The sequence below is a fragment of the Diaphorobacter sp. genome (genome assembly GCF_050251835.1).
Classification (GTDB): domain Bacteria; phylum Pseudomonadota; class Gammaproteobacteria; order Burkholderiales; family Burkholderiaceae_C; genus JBFXIE01.
On the sequence record NZ_JBFWLZ010000010.1, the window covers coordinates 46,076 to 72,478 of the forward strand.

Here is a 26,403-nt window from a genome sequence, read left to right on the forward strand (position 1 = left end):
CGCCTGGCCGCGACAGAGTTCTTGCTGTTACCTCATCACGCCGCAGCGCGCTCGCGCATGCGGCATTTTTATTGCCTTCGCCACAGCAAGAAGTCTGGCCATTTTGGCCTGAATCCCCGCTATAACGGTCTTTGACCGACCTGCACGCTCGCCTTGATCCTCGGCACTACGGCATGTCCCTGTGCCGTAGCGGGAGGTTGGCCAATGCAAGGAACGAACGTGCTGTTCGGTCAGATTGCCGTTGTCTTCGGCATCGTGATCGCTGGCGTATGGAGCGCCACGCAATGGACAGCAGCGGCGCTGGGCTACCAGCTACGCCTGGGTTCGCCCTGGTTCGATTTCCTCGGCACGCCGGTCTATCACCCCTGGCGCCTGTTCGAGTGGTGGTTCTTCTTCGACGCCTACGCGCCGCATGTATTCGACGTGGGCGGTGCCATTGCCGCAGGCAGCGGCCTGATCGCGGTGGTGGTTGCCGTCGGCATGTCGATCTGGCGCTCGCGCCAGTCCAAGCTGGTCACGACCTACGGCACGGCGCGCTGGGCCAATGCGGAGGACATCCACAAGGCGAGTCTTGACCGGTCTGCGGGCGTATTCCTTGGCCTGCATCGCCAGCAGTACCTGCGGCACGAAGGCCCGGAGCATGTTCTGACCTTCGCGCCTACCCGCTCGGGCAAGGGCGTGGGCCTAGTGGTGCCCACCTTGTTGAGCTGGCCCGCATCGGCCGTCATTCACGACATCAAGGGCGAGAACTGGAGCATCACCGCTGGCTGGCGCTCGCGCTTCTCGCACTGCCTGCTGTTCAACCCGACCGATGCGAAGTCGGCGGCCTACAACCCGCTGCTGGAGGTGAGGCGCGGCGCGCACGAAGTGCGCGACGTGCAGAACATCGCAGACATTCTGGTCGATCCCGAAGGAGCACTGGAGCGGCGCAACCATTGGGAGAAGACCTCGCATGCGCTGCTGGTTGGGGCCATCCTGCATGTGCTCTACGCAGGCGAAGACAAGACGCTGCGCGGTGTCGCCAACTTCCTCAGCGACCCGGCCTGTCCCTTCGAGCTTACCCTGCATCGGATGATGACCACGCCGCACATCGGCGATGGACCGCATCTGGTGGTGGCATCGGCAGCGCGTGAAGTCCTGAACAAATCGGACAACGAGCGTTCCGGCGTGTTGAGCACCGCCATGTCATTCCTCGGCCTGTACCGAGACCCCACGGTGGCCGAAGTCACCTCGCGCTGCGACTGGCGCATTGCCGACCTGATCGCGGCCGAGCATCCCGTGTCGCTGTATCTCGTGGTGCCGCCTTCGGACATCAGCCGCACCAAACCGCTGATCCGCCTGATCCTCAACCAAATCGGGCGGCGGCTGACGGAATCACTCGATGGCAGCGATGGCATCCAGCGCCGTCACAAGCTGTTGCTGATGCTCGATGAATTCCCGGCGCTTGGGCGCCTGGACTTCTTCGAGACGGCGCTGGCCTTCATGGCGGGCTACGGCATCCGCAGCTTCCTGATCGCGCAGTCGCTCAATCAGATCGACAAAGCCTACGGCCAGAACCATTCCATCCTCGACAACTGCCATGTGCGCGTGACGTTCGCCACCAACGACGAGCGCACGGCCAAGCGGATTTCCGAAACCCTTGGCACCGCTACCGAGCTGCGCGCGCAGCGCAACTACGCGGGACATCGACTCGCACCGTGGCTGGGGCACCTAATGGTGTCGAGACAAGAAACCGCCCGCCCGCTGCTCACGCCGGGCGAGGTGATGCAGCTGCCGCCCGATGAGGCGGTGGTGATGGTTTCCAGCGTCGCGCCGATCAAGGCCAAGAAGCTGCGCTACTACTCTGACGCGAACTTCCAGCGGCGCGTGCTGCCGCCTCCTGTACTCGTTGCGGGGCGCTACGCCGACGTGCCTCCCTTACGGCCCGACGACTGGAGCGGGCTGACGGTTCCTCCCGTTCCGGTGGCGCCTGCAACCGAAGCCGTTGAAGGCTTCCCCTCTGCCGCTGACGACGGCGGCCCGCGTCGCCAACCCGAACTCTCCGAAGCCGCCGCCTACGACCCCGACCTGGCTGCGCCTGCAGCCGACCTCGGGCTGCTCGATGACGATGACATGCAGCTTCCCCTTCCTCGCCAGCTCGACCCGGCCCTGCAGCGCACGGCCCGGCTGGCTTCCCTTGACCCTGACGACGGAATCGACCTATGACCCAACACCGCCTCAATGTGTTCATCCAGCCGGAGCACAGCAAGCGGCTCGATGAACTGGCCGCCAAGAAGGGCGTGTCCAAGTCCAGCATCGTCGCGGCGGCCCTGGCCTCCTGGCTGTCGCCCGATGCGGCCGACCAGCGCGAGGCGGCGATTGCCAAGCGACTGGATCGCCTGTCGCGCCACGCCGAGCGTCTGGAGCGCGACCAGAACATTGCCATCGAAACATTGGCGCTGTTCATCCGCTATTTCCTCACTGTGAGCACGCCCGTGCCCGAGGCCCATCAGGACGCCGCTCGCGCCCAGGGCAAGGCCCGCTTCGAGCAGTTCGTCGAACAGCTCGGACGGCATTTGCTGCGCGGGCGCAGCCTGGTGCGGGATGTGGTGGAGGAACTGCACCCCGATCCGACGCGATCGGAGGGCGCGGCGGCCGCTGCAGATGCCCAGGAGCGTGCCTTATGAGCGCCGTTCTTTCCTCCTTCACGGCCACCTCGCTGGATCGCCGCATTCAGATGCTACGCACGGCCATGGGGCCGCTGATCGCCGCCGCGCTCGAAGACCCGGACGTGGTGGAAATCATGCTCAACCCCGACCGCACGCTCTGGGTGGATCGTCTGTCCACGGGCCGCGCCCCGATGGGCGAGGAGCTGTCCGAGGCTGATGGCGAACGCATCATCCGTCTCGTGGCCGCCCACGTCGGCGCCGAGGTGCATCGCGGCCAGCCGCTTTTGACGGCAGAGCTGCCCGAGACCGGCGAACGCTTCGAGGGCATCCTGCCGCCCGCTGCACCGGGGCCAGCCTTCGCCTTGCGCAAGCGTGCCTTTGGTGTGATCCCGCTGTCGCGCTACATCGAGGACGGGATGATGACCGCCGCACAGGCTGGTTTGCTGGTGCGCGCCGTGCGCGAGCGCCAGAACATCCTGATCGCGGGCGGCACCAGCACCGGCAAGACCACCTTGGCGAATGCGCTGCTGGCCGAAATCGCCGCCACGGGCGACCGCGTGCTGGTGCTCGAAGACACGGTGGAGCTGCAATGCGCGGCGCGCGATCACGTACCGCTGCGCACGCGCCAGGGCGTCGTGTCCATGACCGAGCTGGTGCGTTCGTCCATGCGCCTGCGCCCGGATCGTGTGGTCGTCGGCGAGGTGCGCGGCGCCGAGGCACTGGATCTCATCAAGGTCTGGGGCACCGGCCACCCCGGCGGCATCGCCACGATCCACGCCGGCTCCGCGCTGGGCGCGCTGCTGCGCCTGGAGCAACTGATTCTCGAAGTGGCGGTGAACCCGCCCCGTGCGCTGATCGCGGAAGCGGTCAACGTGGTCATCCACATTGCCGGGCGCGGACGCAAGCGCCGCATCGAGAGCATCGCTCGGGTCGTCGGCTTCGACGGCTCGGGCTACCAACTGGCGGATGCGCTGGAGGCTCCATTCCCGGAGCTGCTGCCGCAGTCCGACCTTTCTTCCGTGTCCCCTGATCAACCTGGAGAACTGCCATGACGCAGATGATCGTTCCTGCTTTCCGTATTTCTGTAAACCCGCTTGCCCTGCGCTGCCACCCCGCGCGGCTGGATGGCTTGGCGCGCCCGGCCCTGCAGGGTCTGATGCTCGCGGCGCTGATGCTGCTGCTCGCAGGCACCGCGCAGGCCGCAGGTTCCTCGATGCCCTGGGAGGGGCCGCTGCAATCCATCCTGGAGTCGATCCAGGGTCCGGTGGCCCGGATCATCGCGGTCATCATCATCATCGCCACGGGCCTGGCGCTGGCCTTCGGCGATACCTCGGGCGGGTTCCGCAAGCTGATCCAGATCGTCTTCGGTCTGTCGATCGCGTTTGCCGCGTCCTCGTTCTTCCTGTCGTTCTTCAGCTTCTCGGGCGGGGCCGTCGTATGAACGCGGCCCACGATGGCGTGCAGGGGTTCGCTCCAGGTTTCGAGGTGCCCCTGCATCGCTCGCTGACCGAGCCGATCCTGCTGGGCGGCGCGCCGCGCACAGTGGCGATTGCCAATGGCACCTTGGCCGCCGCCGTGGGCTTGGGCCTGCAACTGTGGATTCCGGGCGTGGTGCTCTGGATCGCCGGCCATGCGCTGGCGGTCTGGGGTGCGCGTGTCGATCCGCAGTTCATGCAGGTCTTCGCGCGCCACATCAAGCACCGGCCGCTGCTGGACGTGTGAGGGGAATGCCATGCTGAACCTTGCCGAATACCGCCAGCGGCCGGCGCTGCTGGCCGACTGGCTGCCTTGGGCCGGGCTGATCGCGCCGGGCGTCGTGCTGAACAAGGATGGCGCCTTCCAGCGCACGGCGCGCTTTCGGGGGCCTGACCTCGACAGCGCGACGCAGGGCGAGTTGATCTCCACGTCGGCGCGGCTGAACAACGCGCTGCGCCGCCTGAGCTCGGGCTGGGCGCTGTTCATCGAAGCCGAGCGCCGGCCCGCGGCCAGCTACCCGCACTCGGAGTTTCCTGAGCCGCTGTCCTGGCTGGTGGACGAGGAGCGCCGCGCCGCCTTCGAGGACTCGGGCAACCATTTCGAGAGTGGCTACCACCTCACGCTGGTGTACCTGCCGGCCGAGGAGTCGCGCGCCCGCGCAGCAGGGCTGCTCTATGAGAACCGACCCACCGAAGGCGTGGATTGGCGCGAGCGCCTAACTGCCTTCGTCGCGGAGACGGATCGCATCTTTGACCTGCTCGATGGCGTGATGCCGGAGATCGTCTGGCTCGATGACAGCCAGACGCTGACCTACCTGCATGCCACCGTTTCAACGCGGCGTTACCGCGTGGGCGTGCCCGAGGTGCCATTCCACCTCGACGCTCTGCTAGCCGACGCGCCGCTGATCGGCGGCCTGGCACCGATGCTGGGCGACCAGCATCTGCGCGTGGCGACGGTGCGCGGTTTCCCGACCTCGACCTGGCCGGGGATTCTGGACGACCTCAACCGCCTGGGATTTGGGTATCGCTGGAGCACGCGCTTTCTGTGCCTCGACAAATCCGAGGCGGAACGGGAGTTGGGGCGCTTGCGCCGCCAGTGGTTCGCCAAGCGCAAGAACGTCATCGCGCTGCTGCGCGAGACGATCTTCCAGCAAGAAAGCCCGCTGGTCGATACCGACGCCAGCAACAAGGCCACCGATGCCGATGCCGCCTTGCAGGAGCTGGGCAGCGATCAAGTGGCCTTCGGCTACGTGACAGCGACCGTCACCGTCATGGACGCGGATGCCGCCGTGGCCGACGAGAAGCTGCGCAGGGTGGAGCGCGTCATCCAGGGGCGTGGCTTCGTCACCATCCCCGAAACGCTCAACGCCGTGGATGCGTGGCTGTCGTCCATTCCGGGTCATGCCTACGCGAACGTGCGCCAGCCCATTGTCTCCACGTTGAACCTGGCGCACCTGATGCCGGTGTCGGCGGTATGGGCCGGGCCGGAGAAGAACGCGCACCTCGACGGCCCGCCGCTGATCGTCACGCGCACTGAGGGCGCGACGCCGTTCCGGCTGGTGACGCACATCGGCGACGTGGGCCACACGCTGGTGGCTGGTCCTACGGGCATGGGCAAGTCGGTGCTGCTCGCCACATTGGCGATGCAGTTTCGGCGCTATCGCGGCTCGCGCATCTTTGCCTTCGACATGGGACGCTCGATGCGCGCCACCATCCTCGGGCTGGGTGGCGAGCACTACGACCTCGGGATGGATGGCGAGATCGCGTTTCAGCCTCTCGCCCGCATCGACCGCGAGGGCTACCGCACCTGGGCCGCCGAATGGATCGAAGGGCGCTTGCGGCATGAGGGTGTAGCCGTCGGCCCCGAAGAGAAGGCCGCCATCTGGTCGGCGCTCGGCAGTCTCGCCGGTGCGCCGGTGGAGCAGCGCACGATGACCGGCCTGTCGGTGCTGCTGCAATCGAATGCGCTGCGCCAGGCGCTCGCGCCGTACGTGCTGGGCGGCGCCCACGGCAAGCTGCTGGATGCGGATTCGGATCGCCTGGGCGCCGGCTCCGTGCAGTGCTTCGAGATGGAGGAACTGATGCACAGCAAGGCCGCCGTCATGGCCGTGCTGCATTACCTCTTTGCGCGCTTCGATGAACGCTTCGACGGTGCGCCCACGCTGCTGATCCTCGATGAAGCGTGGCTGTTCCTCGATGACCCGGTGTTTGCGGCGCGCATCCGCCAATGGCTCAAGACGCTGCGCAAGAAGAACGTGAGCGTCATCTTCGCCACGCAGAGCCTGGCGGACATCAAGGATTCGAGCATCGCGCCCGCAATCATCGAGAGCTGCGCGAGCCGCATCTTCCTGCCCAACCCACAGGCGACCGAGCCGCAGATCAGGGTTATCTACGAAGGCTTCGGGCTGAACTCGCGCCAGATCGAGATCGTGGCGACCGCGCAGCCCAAGCGCGACTACTACTACCAATCCCGACTCGGCAACCGCCTGTTCGACCTCGACCTGGGCGCCGCGACGCTGGCCTTTGCGGGCACGTCCACGCCGCAAGACCAGCGCGACATCGACGCGGTGCTCGCTGCCGCTTCATCCGCTTCCACCCCGTTCGTAGCCGCGTGGCTGCGCCATCGCGGCCTGAATTGGGCCGCCGACCTGCTGTCCTCGTTCCCGTCCACCCATCTCCAGGAGAACCCATCATGAAAAAGCGTCTTCTCGCCGCCGCCGTCGCGGCCATGCTTTGCACCGCTACCGCCGTGCAGGCGCAATGGGTCGTGATCGACCCCACGAACCTCGTGCAGAACACGCTGACCGCGATCCGCACGCTGGAGCAGATCAACAACCAGATCAAGCAGCTCCAGAACGAAGCGCAGATGCTCATCAACCAGGCGCGCAACCTGGCCAGTCTGCCATCCAGCGTGGTCGGCCAGCTGCGCGCCAATCTGGCGACCACCCAGCGGCTGATCGCGCAGGCCAAGGGCTTGGCCTATGACGTGACGAATCTGGATCGGGAATTCCAGCGCCTGTACCCCGAGCAATACGCCGCCACCGTGAGCGGCAACCAGATGTACCGCGACGCGCAGGAACGCTGGAAGAACACGCTCGATGGCCTGCAGACCACCATGCAGATGCAGGCTCAGGCATCGCAGAACCTGAGCGACGACGAAGGCGTGCTGGCCGACCTCGTGGGCAAGAGCCAATCGGCGGTGGGCGCTTTGCAGGCGATGCAGGCCACGAACCAGTTGCTGGCCCTGCAGGCCAAGCAGTCGATCCAAACGCAGCGGCTGCAGATCACGCAGGATCGCGCGGGCTCGCTGGAACTGGCGCGGCAGGCCGCCGCCGTGGAGCGGGGCCGCGAGGTGAACCGGCGCTTCCTGGGTGAGGGCACGCCGTACACGCCGCGGTCCGTCGATTTCTACAGTCGTTGACGGAGCCAGGCCATGAACGACGTTTCGGTCATTGACCGCTTCCTCGACATCTTCTCGCGCTACATCGACTCGGGCTTCGGACTGTTGCATGGCGAGGTGGCGTTCCTGACCGCAACGTTGATCGTCATCGACATGACGCTCGCCGGGCTGTTCTGGGCGATGGGGCATGCCACCGGCCAGGGCGAGGACGTGATCGCCAAGCTGATCCGCAAGGTGCTGTACGTGGGTGCCTTCGCCTACATCATCGGCAATTTCAACACCCTGGCGGGCATCCTGTTCCGCTCATTCGCCGGGCTGGGCCTGACGGCCAGCGGCTCGACCTTGAGCATGGGCAACTTCCTGCAGCCGGGACGGTTGGCCAAGGCCGGTATCGACGCAGCGGCGCCCATCCTCGACCAGATCCGGGAGATGGCGGGCTTCCCGGAGGTCTTCATCCACATCGCGCCCATCGTCGTGCTATTTCTCGCTTGGCTGGTGGTCATCGTCAGCTTCTTCGTGCTGGCGGTGCAACTCTTCGTCACGTTGATCGAGTTCAAGCTGACCACGCTGGCGGGCTTCGTGCTGGTGCCGTTTGCCCTCTGGAACAAGACAGCGTTTATGGCCGAGAAGGTGCTGGGCAACGTGGTGTCCTCGGGCATCAAGGTGCTGGTGCTCGCCGTCGTCGTGGGTATCGGCTCAGGGCTGTTCGCCGAATTCAGGATACCGCCCGGTTCCGAGCCGTCCATCGACCAGGCGCTGGTCATCATGCTGGCCTCATTGTCCATGCTGGCCCTGGGCATCTTTGGGCCGGGCATTGCGACAGGCTTGGTGTCCGGTGGGCCACAGCTCGGCGCGGGCGCGATGGCCGGTGCTGCCATCGGCGCAGCCGGAACCGCCGTGGCGGTCGGTGCCGCGGCTACCGGCGTCGGAAGCGCAGTGGCGGCCGGGGCACGCATGGCACCCGCCGCCGCCCGCTCGATGGCATCGACCGCCAGCAGCGCCAAGTCGACGTACCAGGCGGGCTCCACTTCGGCCGGTGGCGGCCTGAAGGGTGCCGCCGCCGGCGTGGGCAATGTTGCCAAGACCGGCGCGCAGGCGGCCGGGCAGAAAGTCGCCGATGGGGCGCGGTCGATGAAGGAACGCATGGCGGCGGCCTTTCGGCCCGATGACGCGCCGGCCTCCGGCGCCGCGCACGCCGACCCTGACGCTAGCGGATCGGCTCCGTCTGCCGAACAACCCGCCTGGGCCAAGCGCCTGCACCGCAGGCAGCAACTCACCCATGCCGCGACGACCGCCGCCCACACGCTGCGCGGCGGCGACGGCGGCAGCTCCAGCCAGGGGCCAAGCCTGCGTGATTCCGATTCCTGATCTTGAAGGAGAACTCCCATGCGATTCAAAAGACCGCAGGTGCGCTATGCCAACACACCGCAGCCTGCTACCCCGTACCAATCCGCCGCCCAGGCCTGGGACGAGCGCATCGGCTCGGCCCGCGTGCAGGCGAAGAACTGGCGCTTCATGGCCTTTGGCTGCCTCACCTTGGCCGTGCTGATGGCCGGCGGGCTGGTGTGGCGTTCGGCGCAGTCCATCGTCACGCCCTATGTCATCGAGGTGGACAACGCGGGCCAGGTGCGCGCCGTGGGCGAGGCCGCCGCGCCGTACCGGCCCAGCGATGCGCAGATCGCCTACCACCTGGGCCGCTTCATGGGCCTGGTGCGCTCGCTGTCCATCGACCCCATCGTGGTGCGGCAGAACTGGCTCGACGCCTACGACTACACCACGGACAAGGGCGCCATCGCGCTCAACGAATACGCCCGCACCAATGACCCGTTCGCGCGCATCGGCAAGGAGTCGGTGACGGTGCAGATCACCAGCGTGACCCGCGCCAGCGACACGTCTTTCAACGTGCGCTGGACGGAGACGCGCTTTGTCAACGGCGCGCTGGATCGCACCGAACGCTGGAACGCGGTGATTTCCACGGTGCTGCAAACCCCGCGCACCGAGCAGCGTCTGCGCAAGAACCCCTTGGGCATCTACGTCAACGGGCTGTCTTGGAGCCGCGAACTGGAAGCGAACGAAGGAGCAAAACCATGAATGATCTTTTCCGTAAATCCGCCTTGCCGGTGATGCTTCTGGCTTCGACCGTGCTGTTCTCTGGCTGCGCCACGCAAGGCAAGCCACCGCCGTCCATCTCGCTCGATGAGCCGGTGCAGGCCCAGCCGCTGCCGGAGCCGCCTGCGCCTGTGGAGGTAGTGGCTGTGCCGCAGGTGCTGCCGATGCCAGCGCAGATGAAACCTGTGCCGGATGCCAAGTCCGTCGCAGAACCCGCCGATGAAACCGTGCGCGTGTCTCGCGCCAACGCCGAGGCGCGTATTGCGCCCACGCGCGAGGGCTACGTCAACGCGATTCAAGTGTGGCCCTTCACAGATGGCGCGCTGTATCAGGTCTATGCGGCCGTGGGCCGCGTGACGGTGATCGCGCTCCAGCCTGGTGAGGAGCTGGTGACGGTGGCTGCTGGCGACACGGTTCGCTGGATCGTCGGGGACACGTCGAGCGGCAGCGGCGATGCGCTGCGCGTCAATGTGATGGTCAAACCGATCCGCTCGGGGTTGAAGACCAACCTAGTCATCACCACCAGCCGGCGCACCTACCTGCTGGAGCTGACTTCGACCGAGAAGACGTGGATGGCGTCGTTGTCCTGGGAGTACCCGAAGGACAAGATGCTGGCCCTGCAGCGCCAGGCGCAAGCGGCCAGCGCCGTCGCGCCGGTCGATAGCGGCCTGTCGCTGGAGAAGATCCGCTTCCGCTACGCGGTCAGCGGCAGCAATCCGCCGTGGAAGCCGCTGCGCGCCTTCGATGACGGCGGGAAGGTCTACATCCAGTTCCCGCCGGGCATCGCGCAGGGCGAGCTGCCGCCGCTGTTCGTCATCGGCGCGCAGGGCGACGGGCAGTTGGTGAACTACCGTTTTCGGTCGCCGTATTACATCGTGGATCGCCTGTTCGGTGCGGCCGAACTGCGCCTGGGCGGAGACAAGGGCGATGTGGTGCGGATCGAGCGCACCGATGGCGTTTCCGGTGGCACGCGGAGGAACTGACCATGAGCCAGGACGACACTCGCGATCTTGGCACGCCACAGGCGGGCAAGGTCGCGCCCGAGGCGGTGGCGCTGCGCGCCCAGCCGCGCCCGGTCACACGCCTGAATCGGCGCACCTTGGCCATGCTCACGGGCGGCCTGTCGGTCGCCGTGCTAGGGGCCACGATCTGGTCATTGCAGCCACATCGGCGCGGCGCAGGCGAGCAGACCGAGCTTTACAACGTGGATCGCGTCTCGAAGTCCGAGGGGCTGGATGGCCTGCCTTCGGATTACTCCAAGCTGCGGAAGGTGCCGGAGCTGGGGCCGCCGCTGCCGGGCGATCTCGGCCCTGCCATCGTGAAGGCGCAGCAGCCGGTGACACCCACGTATGCGCCACCGGGCCACGACCCGGAGGACGCTCGGCGCAAGGAAGCCGAAGCGGCAGCGGCTTCCTCGGTGTTCTTCCATTCTGGTACGCCCGGCAAGACCGCAGCGCCAGCGACTGCGCAAGCGGCTGGCCCGGCATCGACCTTGGCGGGCTTCGACCCGCTGGCCGCTGGGCCGGCCTCGACGGCTGCCCAGCCTGCCGACCCGACCGCCGTGCAGAACCGGCAAGACCAGAAAGAGGCTTTCCTGAAAGGCGGTTCTACGGAAACCCGCAATTCTGGCAATCTGCAAATGCCAGCCTCGCCGTACCAGATGATGGCCGGGACGGTGATCGCCGGGGCGCTGGTGACAGGCATCAAGTCGGACCTGCCGGGCGACGTGATTGGCACGGTGACGGAGCCGGTCTACGACTCGGCCACGGGCAAGTTTCTGTTGATCCCTCAGGGCTCGCGCCTCATGGGCAAGTACAACAGCCAGATGAGCTATGGGCAGAGCCGCGTGCAGGTGGTGTGGAACCGCATTATCTTGCCGGATACGTCTTCGCTGAAGCTCGACAACCTCGCGGGCGCCGACCCGGCCGGCTACTCCGGCCTGGAGGATGGCGTCGATTGGCACTGGGATCGCGTCTTTGCCGGTGCGGCGCTGACGACACTGCTGGGCGTGGGCGCGGAGCTGGCCGCGCCGGAGAACCGGCAGAACGGCAACCGCATCGTGATTGCCGGGCGCGACAGCGCGCAGGACAGCATCAATCAGGTCGGCCAGGAGATGACCCGGCGCAACATGAACATTCAGCCGACCTTGACGGAGCGGCCGGGCCTGCCGGTGCGGATCATCGTCAACCGCGATCTGGTGTTGCGACCGTACCAGCCGATGTTCTTCCAGCGGGGGGCGATGCGATGAGCACGACGAAGAAATTGCGGCTGGGGCCGCTGCCCAAGCTGGAGTCCACGAAGCTAACCTTTGCGTGCTCGGTCAGCCTGAAAGCCGACCTTGACCGCTATGCCGCGCTGTACGCGCAGGCGTATGGGGAGGCGGTCGATGCCACGATGCTGATCCCGTACATGCTGGAAACCTTCATGGCGGGGGATCGAGGATTCAAGCGCACGCAGACCAAGAACGAAAAAGCCGCCTCTGCTTGACAGAGGCGGCTCTTGAATTGGTGCCCGAGGCCGGAATCGAACCGGCACGCCTTGCGGCGGGGGATTTTCTTCCCACTTCGGCTTTCGCCGCCGCCGTCTCCGAAGAAACGGCGTTCGTGGGCTGGAGCACGCCTTCACCATAGCCTTTCGGCCGTAGGTGCCCGCCGTCTGCTCTCTACACCTTCCGAGGAGCCTTTCGGCTCCAGGGCTTGGCTCGGTATTAGCTCGGACTTGCGTCCAGGGCCTTCGCCGAGTTTGACGGGCTTCACCTCTGGGGTTTCCCCCGGAGGGCTCAAATTTGGTCTGAGTCCCCTGCGTCTACCAATTTCACCACTCGGGCATGACGCACGATGCTACTTCAACTATCTACTCCTCACTGGGAGCCAGCTTGCATCGTCCTGGCTCCTAGCTGACTCCTGGCTCGAAATGCAGGCATCTCGATCAAGAGGCGATTTATCACTCAATCCCTTGTCCCATGCGGCTTGGCAGGCAGTGACCTCAAGCAAGAACTACGTAGAAGTCCCTATTTTTGAGTCCCCTGCGTCTACCAATTTCACCACCCGGGCAGGCGCTGAAGCGAAGTCCCGAATTATGGCACAGTAGCGGCATATGAAGACTTATCCCACTATCGAGGATGCGATCGGGCGCACGCCTTTGGTCGCACTGCAGCGCATTGGAGCGCAGGACAACGCGGGGCGCGGCAACGTTATTTTGGGCAAGCTGGAGGGCAACAACCCTGCAGGCTCTGTCAAGGACAGGCCGGCTGTGTCGATGATTCAGCGGGCCGAGGAGCGTGGCGAGATCAAACCCGGTGACACGTTGATCGAGGCCACTTCGGGCAACACCGGCATTGCGCTGGCGATGGCTGCGGCCATCAAGGGCTACCGAATGGTGCTGATCATGCCCGAGGATTTGTCGGTAGAACGCGCACAGACCATGAAGGCGTTTGGCGCCGAGCTGATCCTGACGCCTAAAAGCGGCGGAATGGAGTACGCGCGCGATCTGGCCGATCAGATGGTGGCGCAGGGCAAGGGCGTGGTGCTGGATCAGTTTGCCAACCCAGACAATCCGCGCATCCATTACGAAACCACCGGCCCGGAGTTGTGGGAGCAGACCGAGGGACGCATTACGCACTTTGTAAGCGCGATGGGCACCACCGGCACCATCACCGGTGTGGCACGCTTCTTACGCGAGAAAAACCCGGCCGTGCGCATCATCGGCGCGCAGCCGCAGGAAGGCTCGCGTATCCCGGGCATTCGCAAATGGCCTCAGGAGTATCTGCCCAAGATTTACCAGCCCCAACTGGTGGATGAACTGGTCTTGGTGAGCCAGGACGACGCCGAGGACATGGCACGGCGCATGGCCCGTGAGGAGGGGATTTTTGCAGGCATCTCCGCGGCGGGCGCTTGCTGGGTGGCGCAGCAGATTGCGCAGCGAGAGCAGGGGGCCACCATTGTGTTTGTGGTGTGCGACCGTGGTGATCGCTATCTGTCGACTGGCGTGTTCCCGGCCTGATGTGGATCGGGTGGGGGTCTAGACGTTCGATGTCTTGACACCTTTGAATAATGGTGAAAATGGCCTTTAGCCCCCGTTTTGAAAGCGCTGAAAGCTATTAAAAAAATAGCTTTTTGCTGCTGCCACGCACCGAAAGACTGCCGCGCCCATGCGATACGACACCCGTTTTTGCACCCACTGCGCCACTGCGCTCGCGCTTGTCGTGCTGCTGGAGGATAGTGGCGAGAAAGAGCGCCTGCGCTGCCCCGCCTGTGGCTGGACGCACTGGAACAATCCCACGCCGGTACTGGCGGCCATCGTGGAGGTGGACGGCCAGGTTCTGCTGGCGCGCAACGCGCTGTGGCCGCCCAAGATGTTCGCGCTGATTACCGGCTTCATGGAGGCGGGTGAGACGCCCGAGGACGGCATTGCGCGCGAAGTCAAGGAAGAGACCAATCTGGATGCGCGGTCCGTAAGCTTGGTGGGTGTGTACGAGTTCATGCGCATGAATCAGGTCATCATTGCCTACCATGTGCACGCCACGGGCCAGGTGTGCCTGTCGCCAGAGCTGGTGGATCACAGGTTCTACGATCTGCATCATCTCAAATGCTGGCCTGCCGGCACTGGCTATGCATTGGCCGACTGGCTACGTACCAAAGGCCATGAGCCGGTCTTTTTCACCGCTGAAGAAAACGCAGAGCGCCGCCGCGGGTTGGACGCGCCGAAGGACTGAAAAATGGATATCTACAAAGAAATAGACACCCGGGGACTGAATTGCCCCCTGCCCATCCTTAAGGCCAAAAAGGCCCTGGCCGACATGGCCAGTGGCCAGCTGCTCAAGGTGCTGGCAACCGACAGCGGTTCCCTGCGCGACTTCCAGGCGTTTGCCAAGCAGACGGGCAATGAGCTGGTGGAGCAGCAGACGGTGGGTGAGGAATACATCCACGTTCTGCGCCGGCGTTGAGTACCAAATCAGCCGCAAGCCATTTCAGATCAAACGCTGGCAGCTATTGTTTTGATAATTCGATGTGCCGCTGCGGCGGTACTGAGATACGGCACAGCCTGTCGCAGGGCGGCGTTACGCTGGGTACCCATTGCAGCCAACCCAGGAGTTTTGATGTACGCCGCCAAGATCGAGAGAAACGCCGTCAAGGTCTTTGAAATCCGCACCGGCAGCCTGAAGCGCACCATCGGCTGCAGCAGCTACCAAGGGGCGGTGGCCGCCAACATTACAGGCGAGCAGGTGGCCGTGACTTGCGGCGACGGGCGGGTGCGGGTGTACGACATTCGTACCGGCTCGCTCAAGCGCACCTTGTGAGGGGCCTGCGCATGCTGCACCTGGTGGATAACAAACTTTCTTTTTCGTCGATAGCCATCGCGGGCATCGGCGGGGCCGGTTGCAACATGGTGCAGCGCCATCGGCACGGCGTTCTTTACCGGGTGCAGATGCAGGTGCAGCACCTGGCCGTCAATACCGACCGCAGCGCCATCGTCCGCATCCAGGGGATGCCCGCCATCTTGCTGAACGCCGATGCCTCGGGTGTCGAGGCGGTCATGCCCTGGCTGGCGCAGTGCAAGGCGCTTTATCTGCTGGCGGGCCTGGGCGGCTATGCAGGCTCCACTGCCACCCCGGCCCTGGCGCGCCGGGCCCGTGACGCAGGTCTGCACACCGTGGCGGTGATGGGCATGCCCTGCGATTGGGAAGGGCGCAGACGCCGCACCACTGCCCTGCGCGCGCTGGAAAGCGTGCGGGAACATGCGGCAGAGACGTTCGTGGTTCACGGCGATGCCGTGGCCGAGCGGCTGGGGGAGGGTGCCTCGATAGGTGAATTCATCAAGGGCATCAATAGCTGGTTGTTGCGGGAATTGGACGCGCGGATGGCGCTCTGATCCCTTATTCCGCAGCATTCACTCCTGCACACCACCGCCAGCCACCCGGGTGTTTTGCGAGCTGGGGCGGCCCGGGAAGCAAGCGCTATTTTTATGAATGAAAACCGCTTTTAGCCCTTGTCTGTAAAGCGCAAAAAGCTATTATTTTGATGGTTAAAAAGCGCTGTCTCTTGGGGGTGAGGGCTCGTAAAAAACGGCAGTGCCTGGACGCGCGCCGACCCGGTGGGGTCACGGTCCTTACAGCATTCTCTCGATGTCCAGCTGCGTGTACCACTCCTCGTACAGCCGCAGCATCCGGGTGCGCGCCGCGCGCACAAAGCCCAGCACCTTGTTGCGTTGTTCATCCGTGCCGCCGCGCACGTCCTCCCGGCTGATGGAAAAGGCGGGGCGCAGGTCTTTGTCGCCATCGCGCAGCCAGGCCATGTCCAGGTGCGCGTCGGCGATGCTCTCGGTGGCCGGGCTGTCTTGGCGGCTGCGGTTTTCTTCAAAGCGCAGGATGTGCAGGTTGCCGATGGTGTAGCCCCATTGCTGGCACACGCGCAGGTACTTGGCGCTGCGCACGTCGGAGAACATCTTCTGCGGCAGGATGTGATCGAAATCCCAGGGGCGGTTGTGGTCGTCCCAGTAGCCGTTGTCGAGGTGGCGGTCGTAGTCGCCAAAACGCTGGGCCATCCAGCGGCGCTGGCAGTACATCAGCAGCGGCTCGCAGTACGGGAGCTTTTCCAGCAAAGGCCAATAGCGCTCATGGCGTTCGGCCTGTTTGTCGTCATCCCCCTGGGCCGGGGCGACGATCAGGGTGTTCCACCAGTTCCAATCTTGCAGGGTGCTCGCCTGCGGCACCTCCACGATCTTGGCCAGCCCCCGGGGGGAGCGCAGGTCGATGATGCCGCTGCGGCCATCGCCCAGGTCTTTGAGCTGCGCCAGCACACCATCGAAAGACTGGGGTGTCAGCCATTGGGCCAGGGGCTTCATCTCCCAGAGTTTGCGCACGGCGGCTGGCGCATCGCCGCCAAACCAATGCACGGCGGTGGCCAGGCCGAGCAGGCGGCGGCGCACGGCTTTTTCATGGCGGGCGGCCATTTGCTGTTGCAAGGACGCACGCGCCAGCAGCATCAAGAAGTAAAACATTTCAGGGCACTGCTCGGCCATGCGCGAGCGCAGCACGGGTGGCAGGCCCCAAGGGTTGGCGTGGGCGTCGTACAGGAGCCAGCCATCGACCGTGGTCAGGATGCGGGCGATTTCTGCCGCTCCAGGGGCCGCATTGGCGTGCAGGGCAAACATGTGTTGGATGCGCAGCTCCTCCCCTTGGCGCTGGAGCTCCTGTGCGTCCTGCGTCGCCGCCTGCATTGGCGCGTACGGGGCGATGGCGCGCAGTTGGCTGATGCCCAAGGGGCCGCGTGGCTTGTCTTGTGCCGCATCGGTCAAGGCCACGCGGGTGCCCAGCAGCGCCACCTGGGTGGCGGGAGGCCTGCGCGGCAGGAGGTCGATGGTGGTTTCTATGCCCGGCCAATAGGCTTTGATCATGGAGTACAGCAACTCGTCCCCGCGCAGTTCGGTGCCCCCGGCATTGAGGCGCTGGAACAGGTGCTCGACGTTGGCAATGCGCTGTTCCCCCAGGGGGGGCTGGTCGTGCTGCTGGGTTTCTTGGCGGGTCGGGCGCGACAGGGCCTCGGGGGGGACGGTGAGCGCCACCACACGCACATGCGCGGTTGCCCGCAGAGCCTGGGCCAGATCGTGCAGGGATCCATCGATCGCCGGCTGCAGAAAGTTCCAGGCTTTGCGGGCCCAGTGGCGTGAGTGTAGGGTGTTGATGGGGAACTGGCGGGTCAGACGTTGGCGCAGATGGCCCCACAGATCGGGGCTGGCAGCGCCTTGCAGCAGCCAGGCCAGGGGAACGGGCACGCCGGCCTTGTGTGGCCAGGTGTCTTTGGGGCGGGGGCGTTGGTAATCGTCGTCCTGGGGCTGCTGCTTCCAGTCGTAGTCATCGCGCAACGCCTCGCGGACCTGGTGGGCAGAGAGCTTTTCCAGCGTGTCTTGCGTGCCATAGCCCCAGGGGTGGGCAGTAGTGCACAGGCGCAGCAAAAAGGCACGGCTGCTGTTGTGCGCGAAATGGCCTTCGGGGGCGATGTCCAGCCAGAGGGCGGTGTGTGGGGCGCTGTCGGTGTTGTCAAACGGGTCTTGAAAGCCCAGGGCAATCGCGTTGCAGCGTTGCTGGCCATCGAGCAGGTGGTGACTGATGCCATCGCCCCAGCCGGTGCCGTGTTTGCCGGGGTGTGATTGCTGATTTTTCAGCACCTTGCTGACAACCAGCGCACCGATGGGAAAACCCCGCAGTATCGAATCCCACAGCAACTCGACCTGTTGCGGCTTCCATACCGCGCCGCGCTGCAGCGACGGGATGGCGGCAACGATGGGCGGGCGGTCATTCTTCATGCCCTGCGCGAGTTGTGGAAACTGCCAGGCGGCAATGTCGCGCAGGGAGAGGACATGGGCGGTTTCGTTGTCTGTCATTCGCTTTCCTTGGTTTTTTCCACAGTGGTGGTTTTCTGCACGTTCTGCACCGCCTCCCCAAACCCCCGCAGCCACCAGTCCAGCATCGCGCTATCGACGACCGTCGCCGTCACCTCCAGCCAGCCGTGGGGCCATTCCCGCACCTGTTGATCACGGGACAGCGGCGTTTCCGCCAGATGAAAACCTGCCTCTTTTTCAATCTGAAACGTCAACCGCACCCGCTGCCCCTCGCCAAAGCCAAAGCGTCCGTCGTCGTCGTATCTCTGCAGGTCAAACCCCGCCGGGCGCTCAAAGCGCAGGGTGGATGCTTCAGCCTTGCGGATGCGGTGCAATGCCAGGCTGCGTTCGTTGTCAAAGCCTTCAAAGCGGCACACCAGGTACAGGCGTGGGCCTTGCTGGGCCAGGCCCAGGGGCATGACCTTGACCTGGCGGCGCTTACCGGCGGCATTGCGGTAGTCCAGTTGCAGCCAGTGGTTGGAGTACAGCGCTTCGCTGACCTCTTCCAGCACGCCCGGCGCGATAGTGGGCGCCAGCAGCGGCTGGCTGGTGGCCACCACGCGCACCTTGTGTGGCCATTGGCGCTCCAGCGCCGTGTCGGGGCTATCACCCAGGTTGCGCCGGGCCTGGGTGAAAAAGCCGTCCATCGATGCCATCAGCCGCGCGGGCAGCAGGTTTTTCAGGTGCTCCTGGGCCAGTTGCAGCAGCAACGATTCCTGGGGTGTAAGGTGGGGCACGGCCAGGCCCTGGGCGCGCTCCAGCCAGCGGTAGCCGTAGGGTTTGCTGCGTTCGTCGCGTTCGATGTCGAAATGCTCGCTGAGGATTTCGAGCTGGCGCTGGATGCTGCGCAGGTCTCGCTCGAAGCCCGCGTCCTTGAGCTGCTGGTGCAGTTCGCGGGCGGTGATTTTGCGCCCGCGCGGGATGCGGCGCAGCAGCTCCACCATCAGCAGCGCGGTCTCCAGGGTGTCGGGACGTTGGGCCATGGGGGTCAGTCTTTCAAAGCGGTTGCGGTGAATGCCGCCCACAGCCGCACCATGGCCCAGGTGTCTAGGTGGCAGTAGGCCAGCAACTGGCGCTCCAGCTCGGCTTTGCGCGGGGCTTGGGTGGCGGGGGCGATGGCCTCCAGGTAGGCCTGCTGGGCCGCGCCTCCGTCCTGCACGCCGTCAAGCTGGTCGTAGTGCAGATCCGGGCACAGGGCGGGTAGCACGGCCTTGATGCTCCAGCTGCCTTGCTGGCTGGGGTGGTAGTAGTGCTGGCGGGCAATGGGCAGAAGATCGACGATGCGCTCGTTAATGGCGTGCAGCGCGGGTGCCAGGCGCGGATGGCATTCGGCCAGTTCGCGGATGCGGCTGGTTTCAAACGCGGCGTTGTAGACAAACACCGGGCCGCGTTGGCCGCAGGCCGCGATGAGCGCCTGGGCAAAGGGCCGCGACGGGTTGTTGCCCGATAAGTCCAGAAAAGCCTGGTGCTTGACCTGCCCGGTGCGTCCCAGCCGGTGCACGCTGAACTGAAACGGCATTTGCTGGTACGGCCGGGTGCTGGGCCAGACGGGCACAGCAAACTGGATGGTTTCAAAGTCGATGAAGCAGCCGGGCAGCTTGTGCGCGGCCAGGGCCTGCGCGGCGGCGCCTTGGTCAAAAAACGCCCGGCCTGACAGGGTCGCGGCTTTGACGCGCTGCTGCGTAGCGTTAAGCAGGCCGTCGGGCACGTCGCGCAGTTCGGCAATGCCATGCTCATCGATGTGCGCTTTGAGCGCCTGGCTGCGGCGCGGCAGCCAGTGCACCGGGTGTTCGGCCTGGGGCTCCTGGCTTTGGCAGTGGGCGACAAAGCCGCATTCGTAAGGGCTGCTGCACTGCGCGCCGGTGGCGATGTGCGGCGCCGTCTTGCGTGCCGCCACGGCCTGGGCCTGGGCGATCCAGCCGCGCACTTCCTCTGTGCGGGCAAAAGCCTCTTCGGTCAGGTCTGCCTCGACCAGCAGGCCACGGTAGTCGCCGTGGCCAGGGTACGTCCATTGGCTGTCGATATGTGCCAGCGCAATGGACTGCAGGGGCACACCGCAGGCGCGGGCCACAAAGGACTGCACAGCGGCGTCGTCGCGGTGGTAGTCTTTCACGCTGGTGGAAGATTTGACCTCGACCATGCGCCACTTTTTGCCAACGGGCAGCAGCACGTCGGCAAAGGCCAGCGCGCCTTCGGCGCGGAAACCGGCCTCGAAGATCGGCTTGCGGGACTGTAGCAGGTGCTGGGTGCGCGCAAAGGCTGCGTCGAAACCCTCGGCCTGCGGGTCGATCAGCTGGCCTTGCTGGTGCGGGTCGTACAGCTGGCGCGCAATGTCGCCCACCTGGTGGCCCGTGGCGAAGCTGGCCTGGGTGGCGCCGGCGTCCTCGCGCAACTGCGGCTGATGCACTTCAAGCCACAGGCGCTTGGGACACTGGCGAAAAGCCAGTAGCTTCGATTTGGACAGGGTGCGCATGGTGGATTAGCTGATTTTGTAGCAAATAGTGTCAAACAAAACCCAGAATGTTGCGGGCCTCCTGTTTGAGCGCGCACTCGGACTCCAGCGCTGCCACCAGCGCGTCGGGAGCGGACAGGGGGCGAAAGCGCTGCTGACGCACCACAGCGGCAAAGTCGCCGGGCGTGAGTTGCTTCAGGTGCGTCAGCCGGGCCTGTTCTGCCGGGCCGGGTGAGGGCAGCCCCAGTTGCGCGCAGTGGCGCTGCAACAGCGCCCAGGCGGCGTCCCGACCCAGGCAGTCGAACTTCACCTTCAGGTCAAAACGGCGTAGCGCGGCCGGGTCCAGGCCGTCCATCAGGTTGGTGGATGCGATGAAGATGCCTGCAAAGCCTTCCATCTGCGTGAGCATTTCGTTGACCTGCGTCACCTCCCAACTGCGCTGCGCGCCCCGGCGGTCTTGCAGAAAGCTGTCCACCTCGTCGATGAGCAGCAGCGCGCCGTCGTCTTCGGCCTGGCGAAAGGCGCGGGCAATATTCTTTTCTGCCTGGCCCACATACATCGACAGCAGGTCGGACGCGCGCTCCACCTGCAGCGGCATGTCCAGCTGCCCGGCCAGCCAGCGCCCGAAGGCTGTCTTGCCGGTGCCCGGCGGCCCGTACAGGCACAGCCGGGCGCCGCCGGTGCCACGCGCTGCGGCCAGGCCCTGCGCCACCTCGGCCAGATCGGCATCGGCATTCAGAAAGGCGGGGTCATACACCTCGGGCAGGCGGTTGGCGTCATGGCGCGGCAGCGCGCGGTGGCCCTGGGCCTGCAGCGTGTGGCTGACCAGGTGCTCGAAGGCGTGGGCGCTGGCCGTGCGGCCCACTTCGGGCAGGATGGCTTGCGCCACGGCGCTGGCGCGGGCCACCACGGCAGGGGCCAGGTGTTCGGCCGCGGCCACGCGGGCGAGGCGCGGCGCGTCCAGCAGGTCGCCGCAATGCGCCTGAACGATGCGCTCGCGCTGGCTGCGCGGCGGCACGGGCAGTTCGAACACCATGTCGAAGCGGCGGATGAAGGCGGCATCCACCCCCTGCACCGCGTTGGACAGCCACAGCGTGGGCAGGGGGTTGTCCTCCAGCATGCGGTTGAGCCAGGCCTTGTGCGACTGGGCCGAGGCCCGGCGCTCCAGCGGGCTGTCGCTGAAAACGTCTTCCACCTCGTCAAACAGCAGCAGCGCCTTGCGCTGGGCCAGAAAGCTCTGCGCTGCACGAAAAGCACGCAGCCTGTTGGTGCCGCTGATGGGGTCGCCGTCTTCGTCTTCGCTGGCCACCTCGAACAGTTCGCAGCCCATGTCATGCGCCAGGGCGCGGGCCAGCTCGGTCTTGCCCGTGCCCGGCGCGCCATGCACGTAGAGGTTGACCCCGCGCCGCCCCGTGCCCTGCGCGTGGCGCAGCCAGGGCCGCACGATGTCAAGCGTGGTCTGGATGTGGCCGTAGTCGCTCAGGCCCAGATGCCCCGGCGCAGCCGGCTGAATCTTGCCGCGCAGCAGGTGGATGGGGTCGGCGTCGCCCGACACCAGCTGGTCGGCAAAGGTGTGCGACAGCAGCTCCAGTTTGCCCTTCAGTCGGCTGGAGCCACTGCGATCGACCACCACCAGGCCCGAGCGCGCCAGCAGACCCTGGCTGCCCAGGGCCCGGCGCACCGGCGCATCGGGCAGATCCAGCAGCATGGCCACGGTTTGGACTACCTGCGTGGATGTGAGCGACTCCAGCAGGTCGGCAGCGTCATCGAGCAGTGGGTCGGTATGCAGGCAGACGGCAAACGCCAGGATGCGCGCATCCACTGCGTCCAGCCCCACCAGCGCGGCCAGACGCTGCACGTTGGTTTGCAGCAGGGCGGGCAGGGGCGATCTGGCGCATTCGCGCTGTGCCTGCACCAGCCGCTGGTAGAGCGCTGCGCGCACGGCAACCGGGCTGAAAGGGCGATCCTCCGGGTCTATCCAGTCGTTCAGGCCCAGGGCATAGGCCAGGTCGTCGCGGGCGAAGTCGCCCTTGCGCACAAACTTGTGCATGCCCTGGGGCGATGTGAGCAGGCGCAGCATCCACAGCGCGATGTGCGGCGCAAGTAGTTGGGGCGGGCTGGGGTGGCGGTAGGCCATGGTGATCCTCCTGGTGTGACAGGAGTCATCATCCGCAGGGATGCGACAATATGTGTCGCTAGCGGGTGCCGGCATGGTGCTACACGTGTTTCAAGAGGTTGCGAACTTTTTTGGATTCAAGCCCAGAATAAACAAACGCTTACAACTATCAATTTTGATTCGGCAACATCATGCTGCTGGTCAGCAGCAGCGCCACCGATATGTCGTCCTGCGCCCCGGCCCGCCGGTACGCGTGGTGCAGTGCATGCAGTTTGTCTTGCGGCGAATCGGCGGCCTGCCAGATGGCCTGCATCTGCGCATCGGTCAGCGCGCCGTGCAGTCCGTCGGTGGCCAGCAGATAGGCGTCGCCCGGCGTGGCTGGCCCGTGCCAGATGTGCAGCCAGTCTTCGTGCGCGGCGCTGGCGCCCGGGCACTCGGCCAGATCGTCGTCCAGGTTCTCGTCCGGGTCGTCGTCGGCGTCCAGCACCAGGCAATGCAGCAGGCCCTGGTAGATGGACGCGTAATCATCCGCCTGCTCGGACTGGGCTTGGCCTTCGTCGAGCATCTGCTGCCAGGCTGTGTGGTCGCGGCTGATCTGCAGCCACTGCACGCTGCCGTCAAGCTGCGCGCGCAAGCGCCAGATGCGCGCATCGCCGCTGTTGACGGCGCACACCTGCCCGTCGGCATATATCAGGCTGGCCAGCGTGCAGGCCGCGCCACGGGTGCGGGGCCTGAGGTAGTGCGCCCGCCAGTCGAGCCGCGCCTGGCGCACCAGGCCGGGTAGTTGCTGGGCCTGCAGTGGCATGGCCGGGCTGGAGCGATGCAGCACCTGCAAAAAGCTGCGGCTGGCCAGATCGGCGCATGGGCTGGATGCCACGCCGTCGGCCACCGACAGCCAGGCAAAGCCGCCGGGCGCATCGCAGGTCCATTGGCCCAGTGGCGTTTGCCAGATGTGGTGGCCGGCCAGCGTGTGCAGGGCCAGCGCGTCCTCCTGCGGCGAAGCGCGTGGGTGGCGCAGGGCCGCAGGGTGCATGGCCTGCTGGAAGGCGAAAAGCTGCATCACACAACGGGCGATGGCTGCCCGGCAAGATAGATGTTTGCCGCATGAAAGCGGGCCAACGTGTCGCCGTCTTCAAAGCGCCACCCCGGCGGCATTTTCGACTTGAGGCCCAGCTCAAAATCCAGGCGCTGCTGCTCTGCCTTGGTGATGGTGGCGACCTTCCAGTGCTTTGCCAGCAGGGCGGCAATCTGCGCATCGGGCGCGTCTTCCCCGATCATGCGCTGGCATTCCGAAATCAGCACCGCGCACGGCACGACATGCTCCGGGTGGGTGGGCGTTGTCTGATCCACTGTGATGGATCGGCCGGCGAACACGTACTGATGTTCCGGGTGAAGCATGTGCGAGAACAGCCTGGTGTGAAATCCGCCGCCCCCGTGCTCGCGCAAGTTGCGGAAATGCGAAATCAGCAACGTGCAGGTTTTCAGGACGACCGGGGATTGCTGCGGGGCAGGGCTGTGCATGTTCATGCTTGATGTTTCCTCTGTCATGTCTTTTGAGCTGGCATATAGCGCAAAGGCGTTTTCAGGCGTTCAGTCCGCCTGGGATTTGTCCTGCCCGGGGTTGCCCGCGCCCGTCAGATGCTGGTCGATACGCTCCAGCGCTTCTTTCGCCCCCAGCGAAATCTCGATCGCATGGGGGTTGTGGATGTTTGCCTCATGCAGGTTGATGCGTATCAGCGGGCTGCCGCGCTGCTGCATGCGCTGGCTGAAACGGCGCACGGTGGCAACAGCGCGGCCGGCACCGATTTCGATCACCACCGGTGCCTGGGCGCTATCCAGCCACATGTCCAGCAGCATGCGTTGCTGCTGGCTGCGGGCGTCGTTCCATTGCCAGTCGTCAAACATAAGGATGTTGGGCCGCGCTAGCGCGCCGCACTTGGGGCAGCGGGGCGGGGCGCTTTGAAGCAGGCAGGCGGCTTCGTCCACCTGTGGGTGCAGGTCGGCGGTGGGCCAGATCTCGCCGCTGCAGTTGGCCGTGCATTGCAGCCGGTGGATGGAACCGTGGCATTCGTAAATGCGGGCCGTGGGGTAGCCCGCCTTCTGAAAGTGCCCGTCGACGTTGCTGGTGAACACAAAGCAGCCTTGCGGCATGCGCTGGCCCCAGCGGCGCAGCAGCCCGAAGCCCGCGTGCGGCGTGGTGGCGCGGTACAGGTTGAGCCGGTGGCCGTAGAAGCCCCAGGCGGTGGCGGGGTGCTTTTCAAACGCCTGGGGCGAGGCGATGCTTTCAAAGCGCAGCCCTTGCCGGCCTAGCGCCGGGTAAGCGCGCCAGAAGCCGTTGTCGCCCCGAAAGTCTGGCAGGCCCGAGTCAATACCCATTCCCGCCCCTGCCGCAACGACCATGCAGGTGGCGTTGCCAATCCACTCGGCGGCTTGGGCGAGTTTGTGGTCCACCAGTGGGTCGTGGGTCATGTCCATGCCCTTGGCTATGTGCCAGCTGGCGTCGTGCGCGTGGTATTCCAGGATGTCGCCGCACAGCGCGTCGCGCAGCGCCGTGGCGTGCTGGTGGCCTATGCGCAGGGCGCGCTGCAGCCGGGCAATGCGGGCATCGCCGTGAAACAAAACCAGTTGCCGGGCGTGCAGGTAAAGCGGGTCGCTGCGGCCGGCGGGGGGTGTGGGTTGGGTCATGATGGCTTTCTTGCCGGGGCCCTGGCTGGTGTCAGGTAGCCCGGTGCATCCATCATGGTCATTGCAGCGACAACTTGCGTCGCAGGTGGAGGCCGCCCGCAGTTCGTCGGGGTAAGTACGTTCAATTTAGATCAAAACATACGCCAGCCCTTTTAATTCAAGCGCTGGCAGCTATCAAAATCAAAGCGCAATTGTCTTCAGATATTCGCGGAACTGCGCGCCCACCTGCGGGTGCTGCAGGGCCAGCTCGACGGTGGCTTCCAGAAAGCCTTCCTTGCTGCCGCAGTCGTAGCGCTTGCCAGCGTACTGGAAGGCGTACACCGCCTCGTGGGTCATCAGGCGGGCGATGGCGTCGGTCAGCTGGATCTCGCCGCCCACGCCGCGTGGCTGGTTGCGGATTTCCTTGAAGATGCGCGGCGTGAGGATGTAGCGCCCGGCCACGCCCATGCGCGAGGGCGCTTTTTCGGGCGCGGGCTTTTCCACGATCTCGTCCACGCGGATCAGGGCGCCGCCGGCACCTTCGCCCTTGACGATGCCGTAGCGCTTGGTGTGCTCCAGCGGCACCTCTTGCACGGCCACCAGCGAGCGGCCTTGCTTGGCAAATGCTGCCGTCATCTGCGCCATCACGCCGGGGCCGCTGACGCCGTTGGCTGTTTCGCCCACCATCAGGTCGTCGGCCAGGATGACGGCAAAGGGCTCGTTGCCCACCAGGGGCTCGGCGCACAGCACGGCGTGTCCCAGGCCCAGCGAACGCGGCTGGCGCACGAACAGGCAGTTCATGTCGGCAGGGCTGATGCTGCGCACCAGTTCCAGCATTTCTTTTTTGCCGGCATGCTCCAGCTCGTTTTCGAGCTCGTAGGCGGTGTCGAAGTGATCCTCGATGGCGCGTTTGCTGCGGCCCGTCACGAAAATCATGTCACGGATGCCTGCTTCGTAGGCTTCTTCGACGGCGTACTGGATCAGGGGTTTGTCCACCACCGGCAGCATCTCTTTGGGCGATGCCTTGGTGGCTGGCAGGAAACGAGTGCCAAGCCCCGCAACGGGGAAGACGGCCTTGCGAACATGGGTCGGTGCGTTCAATTGAGGTGCCTTGTAAGTAAAAGAGTGCCAGGACAAAACAAAGGCGCCTGAAGCGCCTT

The 26,403-nt window shown here is 65.4% G+C and carries 25 protein-coding genes; 17 read left to right on the forward strand and 8 right to left on the reverse strand.

Annotation, left to right across the window (positions count from 1 at the left end; all coding sequences use genetic code 11):
- Positions 1-204 precede the first annotated feature (204 nt).
- The 17 genes from AB7E35_RS05630 (at position 205) to AB7E35_RS05710 (ending at position 15,503) form a co-directional block, all read left to right on the forward strand.
- Positions 205-2,205, forward strand: coding sequence for a conjugal transfer protein TraG (locus tag AB7E35_RS05630; protein WP_016452518.1), 2,001 nt, complete (start codon positions 205-207; stop codon positions 2,203-2,205).
- Complete coding sequence (locus AB7E35_RS05635; RefSeq protein WP_016452517.1) at positions 2,202-2,666, forward strand: hypothetical protein; 465 nt, start codon at positions 2,202-2,204, stop codon at positions 2,664-2,666. The genes AB7E35_RS05630 and AB7E35_RS05635 overlap by 4 nt, the downstream gene beginning before the upstream one ends.
- A complete protein-coding gene (trbB, locus tag AB7E35_RS05640; protein WP_016452516.1) occupies positions 2,663-3,700 on the forward strand; it encodes a P-type conjugative transfer ATPase TrbB in 1,038 nt (345 codons plus the stop codon). Before AB7E35_RS05635 ends, trbB begins: the two co-directional genes overlap by 4 nt.
- On the forward strand, positions 3,697-4,089 hold the full coding sequence (locus AB7E35_RS05645; protein ID WP_016452515.1) for a TrbC/VirB2 family protein: 393 nt from the start codon (positions 3,697-3,699) through the stop codon (positions 4,087-4,089). The genes trbB and AB7E35_RS05645 overlap by 4 nt, the downstream gene beginning before the upstream one ends.
- Positions 4,086-4,370: a VirB3 family type IV secretion system protein gene (locus tag AB7E35_RS05650; protein ID WP_016452514.1), complete on the forward strand. Its 285-nt coding sequence runs from the start codon at positions 4,086-4,088 to the stop codon at positions 4,368-4,370. The genes AB7E35_RS05645 and AB7E35_RS05650 overlap by 4 nt, the downstream gene beginning before the upstream one ends.
- A 10-nt stretch (positions 4,371-4,380) precedes the next feature.
- Positions 4,381-6,819, forward strand: coding sequence for a conjugal transfer protein TrbE (trbE, locus tag AB7E35_RS05655; RefSeq protein WP_016452513.1), 2,439 nt, complete (start codon positions 4,381-4,383; stop codon positions 6,817-6,819).
- Positions 6,816-7,544: a P-type conjugative transfer protein TrbJ gene (gene trbJ / locus AB7E35_RS05660; RefSeq protein ID WP_016452512.1), complete on the forward strand. Its 729-nt coding sequence runs from the start codon at positions 6,816-6,818 to the stop codon at positions 7,542-7,544. Before trbE ends, trbJ begins: the two co-directional genes overlap by 4 nt.
- A 12-nt stretch (positions 7,545-7,556) precedes the next feature.
- Entirely contained in the window at positions 7,557-8,891 is a 1,335-nt protein-coding gene (trbL, locus tag AB7E35_RS05665) for a P-type conjugative transfer protein TrbL (protein ID WP_016452511.1), read from the forward strand.
- Positions 8,892-8,909: 18 nt separating this feature from the next.
- Positions 8,910-9,614 (forward strand): conjugal transfer protein TrbF, encoded by a 705-nt coding sequence (trbF, locus tag AB7E35_RS05670; RefSeq protein WP_428167199.1) that lies wholly within the window; start codon positions 8,910-8,912, stop codon positions 9,612-9,614.
- Positions 9,611-10,615 (forward strand): P-type conjugative transfer protein TrbG, encoded by a 1,005-nt coding sequence (gene trbG, locus AB7E35_RS05675; protein ID WP_428167200.1) that lies wholly within the window; start codon positions 9,611-9,613, stop codon positions 10,613-10,615. The genes trbF and trbG overlap by 4 nt, the downstream gene beginning before the upstream one ends.
- A gap of 2 nt (positions 10,616-10,617) precedes the next feature.
- Complete coding sequence (locus AB7E35_RS05680; RefSeq protein WP_016452508.1) at positions 10,618-11,880, forward strand: TrbI/VirB10 family protein; 1,263 nt, start codon at positions 10,618-10,620, stop codon at positions 11,878-11,880.
- Positions 11,877-12,119 carry a DUF2274 domain-containing protein gene (locus AB7E35_RS05685; protein WP_016452507.1) on the forward strand — a complete coding sequence of 81 codons (243 nt, stop codon included), beginning with the start codon at positions 11,877-11,879 and terminating at the stop codon, positions 12,117-12,119. The genes AB7E35_RS05680 and AB7E35_RS05685 overlap by 4 nt, the downstream gene beginning before the upstream one ends.
- A gap of 609 nt (positions 12,120-12,728) precedes the next feature.
- Positions 12,729-13,634: a cysteine synthase CysM gene (cysM, locus tag AB7E35_RS05690; protein ID WP_428163750.1), complete on the forward strand. Its 906-nt coding sequence runs from the start codon at positions 12,729-12,731 to the stop codon at positions 13,632-13,634.
- Positions 13,635-13,782: 148 nt separating this feature from the next.
- Complete coding sequence (locus AB7E35_RS05695; protein ID WP_428163751.1) at positions 13,783-14,346, forward strand: NUDIX domain-containing protein; 564 nt, start codon at positions 13,783-13,785, stop codon at positions 14,344-14,346.
- Positions 14,347-14,349: 3 nt separating this feature from the next.
- On the forward strand, positions 14,350-14,577 hold the full coding sequence (locus AB7E35_RS05700; protein ID WP_428163752.1) for a sulfurtransferase TusA family protein: 228 nt from the start codon (positions 14,350-14,352) through the stop codon (positions 14,575-14,577).
- Positions 14,578-14,730: 153 nt separating this feature from the next.
- Entirely contained in the window at positions 14,731-14,931 is a 201-nt protein-coding gene (locus tag AB7E35_RS05705; RefSeq protein ID WP_428167201.1) for a hypothetical protein, read from the forward strand.
- Between the two features lie 11 nt (positions 14,932-14,942).
- A complete protein-coding gene (locus AB7E35_RS05710; protein ID WP_428167202.1) occupies positions 14,943-15,503 on the forward strand; it encodes a hypothetical protein in 561 nt (186 codons plus the stop codon).
- 237 nt (positions 15,504-15,740) lie between these two features.
- Here the strand turns inward: AB7E35_RS05710 and AB7E35_RS05715 are convergent, their stop codons facing one another.
- From AB7E35_RS05715 to galU, 8 genes are all read right to left on the reverse strand, one after another.
- Positions 15,741-18,014 carry a DUF262 domain-containing protein gene (locus AB7E35_RS05715; protein WP_428167203.1) on the reverse strand — a complete coding sequence of 758 codons (2,274 nt, stop codon included), beginning with the start codon at positions 18,012-18,014 and terminating at the stop codon, positions 15,741-15,743.
- The gene (locus AB7E35_RS05720) at positions 18,011-18,994 is read right to left on the reverse strand and encodes a helix-turn-helix transcriptional regulator (RefSeq protein ID WP_428164354.1); all 984 of its coding nucleotides are present in this window, start codon (positions 18,992-18,994) and stop codon (positions 18,011-18,013) included. The genes AB7E35_RS05715 and AB7E35_RS05720 overlap by 4 nt, the downstream gene beginning before the upstream one ends.
- A gap of 5 nt (positions 18,995-18,999) precedes the next feature.
- Complete coding sequence (locus AB7E35_RS05725; RefSeq protein ID WP_428167204.1) at positions 19,000-20,484, reverse strand: DUF2779 domain-containing protein; 1,485 nt, start codon at positions 20,482-20,484, stop codon at positions 19,000-19,002.
- Positions 20,485-20,515: 31 nt separating this feature from the next.
- Positions 20,516-22,600 carry an AAA family ATPase gene (locus AB7E35_RS05730; protein ID WP_428167205.1) on the reverse strand — a complete coding sequence of 695 codons (2,085 nt, stop codon included), beginning with the start codon at positions 22,598-22,600 and terminating at the stop codon, positions 20,516-20,518.
- A 148-nt stretch (positions 22,601-22,748) separates the two neighbouring features.
- On the reverse strand, positions 22,749-23,639 hold the full coding sequence (locus AB7E35_RS05735) for a PP2C family protein-serine/threonine phosphatase (RefSeq protein ID WP_428167209.1): 891 nt from the start codon (positions 23,637-23,639) through the stop codon (positions 22,749-22,751).
- A complete protein-coding gene (locus tag AB7E35_RS05740; protein ID WP_428167206.1) occupies positions 23,639-24,106 on the reverse strand; it encodes a hypothetical protein in 468 nt (155 codons plus the stop codon). The genes AB7E35_RS05735 and AB7E35_RS05740 overlap by 1 nt, the downstream gene beginning before the upstream one ends.
- 63 nt (positions 24,107-24,169) lie before the next feature.
- Positions 24,170-25,264, reverse strand: a complete 1,095-nt coding sequence (locus AB7E35_RS05745; RefSeq protein ID WP_428167207.1) for a Sir2 family NAD-dependent protein deacetylase — start codon at positions 25,262-25,264, stop codon at positions 24,170-24,172.
- A 180-nt stretch (positions 25,265-25,444) separates the two neighbouring features.
- A complete protein-coding gene (galU, locus tag AB7E35_RS05750) occupies positions 25,445-26,344 on the reverse strand; it encodes a UTP--glucose-1-phosphate uridylyltransferase GalU (RefSeq protein WP_428164347.1) in 900 nt (299 codons plus the stop codon).
- Between the last annotated feature and the right edge of the window lie 59 nt (positions 26,345-26,403).

Excerpts from the sequence above, each read along its gene's own strand:
- AB7E35_RS05630 (WP_016452518.1), top strand. The coding sequence starts at position 205 with ATGCAAGGAACGAACGTGCTGTTCGGTCAGATTGCCGTTGTCTTCGGC.
- AB7E35_RS05635 (WP_016452517.1), top strand. The coding sequence starts at position 2,202 with ATGACCCAACACCGCCTCAATGTGTTCATCCAGCCGGAGCACAGCAAG.
- trbB (WP_016452516.1), top strand. The coding sequence starts at position 2,663 with ATGAGCGCCGTTCTTTCCTCCTTCACGGCCACCTCGCTGGATCGCCGC.
- AB7E35_RS05645 (WP_016452515.1), top strand. The coding sequence starts at position 3,697 with ATGACGCAGATGATCGTTCCTGCTTTCCGTATTTCTGTAAACCCGCTT.
- AB7E35_RS05650 (WP_016452514.1), top strand. The coding sequence starts at position 4,086 with ATGAACGCGGCCCACGATGGCGTGCAGGGGTTCGCTCCAGGTTTCGAG.
- trbE (WP_016452513.1), top strand. The coding sequence starts at position 4,381 with ATGCTGAACCTTGCCGAATACCGCCAGCGGCCGGCGCTGCTGGCCGAC.
- trbJ (WP_016452512.1), top strand. The coding sequence starts at position 6,816 with ATGAAAAAGCGTCTTCTCGCCGCCGCCGTCGCGGCCATGCTTTGCACC.
- trbL (WP_016452511.1), top strand. The coding sequence starts at position 7,557 with ATGAACGACGTTTCGGTCATTGACCGCTTCCTCGACATCTTCTCGCGC.
- trbF (WP_428167199.1), top strand. The coding sequence starts at position 8,910 with ATGCGATTCAAAAGACCGCAGGTGCGCTATGCCAACACACCGCAGCCT.
- trbG (WP_428167200.1), top strand. The coding sequence starts at position 9,611 with ATGAATGATCTTTTCCGTAAATCCGCCTTGCCGGTGATGCTTCTGGCT.
- AB7E35_RS05680 (WP_016452508.1), top strand. The coding sequence starts at position 10,618 with ATGAGCCAGGACGACACTCGCGATCTTGGCACGCCACAGGCGGGCAAG.
- AB7E35_RS05685 (WP_016452507.1), top strand. The coding sequence starts at position 11,877 with ATGAGCACGACGAAGAAATTGCGGCTGGGGCCGCTGCCCAAGCTGGAG.
- cysM (WP_428163750.1), top strand. The coding sequence starts at position 12,729 with ATGAAGACTTATCCCACTATCGAGGATGCGATCGGGCGCACGCCTTTG.
- AB7E35_RS05695 (WP_428163751.1), top strand. The coding sequence starts at position 13,783 with ATGCGATACGACACCCGTTTTTGCACCCACTGCGCCACTGCGCTCGCG.
- AB7E35_RS05700 (WP_428163752.1), top strand. The coding sequence starts at position 14,350 with ATGGATATCTACAAAGAAATAGACACCCGGGGACTGAATTGCCCCCTG.
- AB7E35_RS05705 (WP_428167201.1), top strand. The coding sequence starts at position 14,731 with ATGTACGCCGCCAAGATCGAGAGAAACGCCGTCAAGGTCTTTGAAATC.
- AB7E35_RS05710 (WP_428167202.1), top strand. The coding sequence starts at position 14,943 with ATGCTGCACCTGGTGGATAACAAACTTTCTTTTTCGTCGATAGCCATC.
- AB7E35_RS05715 (WP_428167203.1), bottom strand. The coding sequence starts at position 18,014 with ATGACAGACAACGAAACCGCCCATGTCCTCTCCCTGCGCGACATTGCC.
- AB7E35_RS05720 (WP_428164354.1), bottom strand. The coding sequence starts at position 18,994 with ATGGCCCAACGTCCCGACACCCTGGAGACCGCGCTGCTGATGGTGGAG.
- AB7E35_RS05725 (WP_428167204.1), bottom strand. The coding sequence starts at position 20,484 with ATGCGCACCCTGTCCAAATCGAAGCTACTGGCTTTTCGCCAGTGTCCC.
- AB7E35_RS05730 (WP_428167205.1), bottom strand. The coding sequence starts at position 22,600 with ATGGCCTACCGCCACCCCAGCCCGCCCCAACTACTTGCGCCGCACATC.
- AB7E35_RS05735 (WP_428167209.1), bottom strand. The coding sequence starts at position 23,639 with ATGCAGCTTTTCGCCTTCCAGCAGGCCATGCACCCTGCGGCCCTGCGC.
- AB7E35_RS05740 (WP_428167206.1), bottom strand. The coding sequence starts at position 24,106 with ATGAACATGCACAGCCCTGCCCCGCAGCAATCCCCGGTCGTCCTGAAA.
- AB7E35_RS05745 (WP_428167207.1), bottom strand. The coding sequence starts at position 25,264 with ATGACCCAACCCACACCCCCCGCCGGCCGCAGCGACCCGCTTTACCTG.